Source organism: Sulfurimonas sp., assembly GCF_027056685.1.
Classification (GTDB): domain Bacteria; phylum Campylobacterota; class Campylobacteria; order Campylobacterales; family Sulfurimonadaceae; genus Sulfurimonas.
Genome location: NZ_JALUKE010000121.1, coordinates 1 through 3,491, shown reverse-complemented (window position 1 = coordinate 3,491; position 3,491 = coordinate 1). Strand labels below are relative to the sequence as shown.

Genomic DNA, 3,491 nt, shown 5'->3' with positions numbered 1-3,491 from the left:
GCTAAAGCAAGAAGAGCATATTTTGCTTTATCTTTTAGTCCAACTCTCTCAATTATGAAATAAGCCACATATACTGCACCAATTGCCATGGCAGGAATAGCATACACAGTAAATCTAAGACCACCAATATATGCAAAAAATCCAATTCCAATCAATGGAATAAAAAGTAAAAACTCTTTTTTCTTAAATACGAGGAGTATATAACCTGCTAGTGCAATTATAAAACTAACAACAGAACCCGAAATTCTATTTGCAAAAGTGTCAAAAGGAATTTTTCCTGCCTCTCGAATTGTTTGAGCAACATCATAAAAGTGAAGAATCCCTGCATCTGTACCTGTTTTTGTATACCAGCCAATTTTAGACATAATGAGTGCATAACCATCTCCTGCTAATATAAATAGAAGCACAGATGCAATAGCAATGTAAAGAGGATTTTTATCTTTTCTAACTATCTCCTGCTTTGACACAAAGTAAAACGCAACAAGTAGTGCCAGCTTTAACAATAACATAATTTTAATAAGAGCAATACTCATAAATACCAAAGAGAGATAGAACTGTTTTTTGTCTTTCACAAATAAAAGCCCATAAACAATGAATGTAACAAAAATAGCACTAATTGCCGCATACCCTTGAGGATAAAAAACAACATAAAATGCAGTAATAATAGAAGCAATAAGCATCGTCAATAATTTATCATCTTTGACAAATTTCATCACATAATATAAAATAAAGACAGGGAAAACTAGAGCAAACATATCTGTATCAAAATACCCTGTCATAGTACGATTATAAAAACTCCATGTGATTGAAGCTAAAAGTGCAGCCAAAAAGCCAACAAAAGTAAGTTTATAGAGTCGCATAATTAGAATGATAGGAATAACGATAAGACTCGATACAAATGCAGGCATATAGAGAATGATAGTATCAAGTGAAAATGGTAAAAATTTTGTAAGATAGTAAACACTATATACCGTTCCAGGATATGTATCTATCGCCGTTTGCAGGAGTTGATTGTCGGGGTTTGTTCCATAAAGCAGATGTTTTACAACCGTTGCAAAGTAATACCCATCATTTGTATTTATCATCAACTGACCATGCCAATGAAATGGCGCATATCCACTAAACTGATACACCCAAATATATCTACATGCTACACTAAAAACATATGCAAACAGCATATAAAAATAGACATCATATTTTTTAAAAATTTCGTTCATTCTATTACTTCTCCATTAATTTTTGATACTTTAGTGCAAGTTTATCATAAGTAAAATGCTCTAAGATATATGCCTTTGCATTTTTACCAAGTTTTTCTCTTTTGTTACCCATTTTGTAGAGTTTTTCAACTCCATCAGCAATTGCCTCCGGATTTTCAGCTTCAACGCTAATTCCACACTCAGCAGTTCTAACAATATTATTTTCACCCGAATCAATAGCATAAAGCACAGGCTTCGCACTATACATATAATCATAAAGCTTATTTGGTGAAACTCCATACTTAAAAAGATTCTCTTTTTTAAGTCCAATATAACAGACATCAAAAAGAGACAACATACTTTGCACCTGTTGTTTGGGAATTGATTCTATAAACAGTAGATTATCAAAGTTTCCATACTCCAAGAGCAAGTTCTCTTTTTCCTGCCCATCTCCAACTATGATAAAAAGTATATCTTTCTTATTTTGTAAAATTTTGGCAGCTTCGCAAAAACTATCGAGTGCATTTGCAACTCCTACAGTACCCGTATAACCTACAATAAATTTATCTTGTGGAATTTTTTGCTTCATTTGATAATCTAATGGTTCGATATTATTCAATTCATCCAAATCGACACCATTACTAATCCATGTGAAATCTCTTTGAACACTCACATCATGTCTCATGTGCTCACCATAATTTTGAAGATTTGAGACTATGTAGTCAGATTTTTCAAGTGCAAATTTTTCAAACCAAGCCATAAAACGGATAAATGGATGCGTAGGAGAAAAACCACCCAACTCTATAAGACTGAGTGGCCAAATGTCTTTTACCTCATAAATCAATTTTGCTTTATATATTTTTGAAAGTATCCACGCCGGTAAAATAGGAAATGGTGCCATAGGTGAGACTATGATAACATCTGGTTTTTTCAAAAAAAATGGCAAGAAAAAAACTTTAAACATAAAAAGAAACCATTTGAGTACCCTGCGTTTATCATGTGACTCACCATAATCAAAAGTCTTTAGCCACAGATAATCTACACCGTCAATGTTTTCTCTTTTTTCTTTTGGAAGATTTTTAAAAAGATGGGAGTATGAAGAGCTTACAACTGTAACTTTATCACCCAGTTTTACAAGCTCTTTTCCTAAATAGTAATGCCGAAACTCCATTCCATGATAGGGAGAGCCTGCATACTCGTTAATAATCCAGATATTTTTAGAGTTCATATGCTAATAATTCACTTATAATCTTTTGGCTAGCCCTACCACAACCATAAAGGTCTAACTCTTTAGATGTAAACGCAGTGTTTGTCTGGTATGCGTTGAGTATCTTCTCGTAATCAGCTCCAACAAGGGTATTGAAGCCATTCTCAACTAGTTCTACCCATTCTGTCTCATCTCTGAGTGTTATGCATTGTTTTTGGAAGAAGTATGCCTCTTTTTGGAGTCCTCCGCTATCTGTCATTACAAGAGAGCAGTTGTCTATAAGCCATACCATTTCTAAGTATCCTACAGGGTCAATGATTGTCAAGTTTTTTGTATCTATTTGCAGTTCACTGAGTATCTTTTTTGTTCTTGGGTGTAGTGGTAAAATGACTTGTTTTTCTTTTGCTATTTCATTCAGTGCTTTGAAGATGTTTTTTAATCTTTGCTTATCATCTGTATTTTCGGCTCTATGGATTGTACAGAGTATAAAGTTGTCTTGCGTATCACAAGATGGTTTTTGTGCTAGATTTTTATAAAAGATAGCTCCATCTTGCATAACATCGCCAGACTTTACTACTTTTGCATCAAGGTTATCATAGCCTTCATTTTTCAGGTTCTCTACTGCTGTATCTGTTGGGCAAAAAAGTATTTGACTGACTCTATCGGTGAGTATTCTGTTTACCTCTTCTGGCATTTTCATATTAAAGCTTCTAAGCCCTGCTTCAATGTGTGCTAGTTTTATATGCAGTTTACTTGCAACTATTGCACCTGCAAGAGTTGAGTTGGTATCACCATAGACCATTACCCAGTCAGGTTTCTCATTTGTGCATACTTCTTCTATCTTCTCTATCATCTGTCCTGTCATAGCACCGTGGCTTTTGCCACCAATGCCAAGGAAGTAATCAGGCTTAGAAATCTTCATCTCATCAAAGAAGATATCACTCATATTTGCATCGTAGTGTTGTCCTGTATGGACTATTATCTCTTGGATTTCACTGCGTTTAGCTATTTCACGGCTTACACTTCCTGCTTTTATGAACTGAGGTCTTGCGCCTAGTATTGTTAGGATTTTCATATCTCTTTCAACC

3 protein-coding genes are annotated in these 3,491 nt (G+C 34.4%); all 3 read right to left on the bottom strand.

The features are described from left to right. Positions 1 to 1,217, bottom strand: a 1,217-nt coding sequence (locus tag MVY38_RS05405; protein WP_297484135.1) for an STT3 domain-containing protein, incomplete at its 3' end; no start/stop codon positions are given. A gap of 4 nt (positions 1,218 to 1,221) precedes the next feature. Then, positions 1,222 to 2,424, bottom strand: coding sequence for a glycosyltransferase family 4 protein (locus MVY38_RS05400; RefSeq protein ID WP_297484133.1), 1,203 nt, complete (start codon positions 2,422 to 2,424; stop codon positions 1,222 to 1,224). Next, positions 2,414 to 3,478: a non-hydrolyzing UDP-N-acetylglucosamine 2-epimerase gene (wecB, locus tag MVY38_RS05395; RefSeq protein WP_297484137.1), complete on the bottom strand. Its 1,065-nt coding sequence runs from the start codon at positions 3,476 to 3,478 to the stop codon at positions 2,414 to 2,416. The genes MVY38_RS05400 and wecB overlap by 11 nt, the downstream gene beginning before the upstream one ends. Between the last annotated feature and the right edge of the window lie 13 nt (positions 3,479 to 3,491).